Annotated in this window: 1 protein-coding gene; it reads left to right on the top strand. The window is 48.1% G+C overall.

Features of this window, described 5'->3' with window-relative positions; genetic code table 11:
• Positions 1-314: GntT/GntP/DsdX family permease (locus tag LZP73_RS19725; protein WP_442800774.1), on the top strand; the 314-nt coding region annotated here is incomplete at both ends.

Genomic DNA, 314 nt, shown 5'->3' with positions numbered 1-314 from the left:
GCCTCGCCATGTTTTTTGAAGTGGGTTTTGTCCTGCTGTTGCCGTTGGTATTTACCATCGTGGCATCATCTGGATTACCCCTGTTGTATGTTGGCGTACCGATGGTAGCAGCGCTCTCTGTAACCCACTGTTTTCTGCCGCCACATCCAGGGCCTACTGCCATCGCGACTATCTTTGAGGCTAATCTCGGAACGACTTTACTGTATGGATTTATCATTACCATTCCGACAGTTATTGTCGCAGGACCGCTGTTTTCTAAACTGCTAACTCGCTTTGAGAAAGCACCACCGGAAGGCTTATTTAATCCTCATCTG

This window comes from Shewanella sp. AS16, from assembly GCF_021412365.1.
GTDB lineage: Bacteria > Pseudomonadota > Gammaproteobacteria > Enterobacterales > Shewanellaceae > Shewanella > Shewanella salipaludis.
The sequence above is the reverse complement of the archived record's forward strand: the minus strand, read 5'-3'. Positions and strand labels throughout refer to the sequence as shown.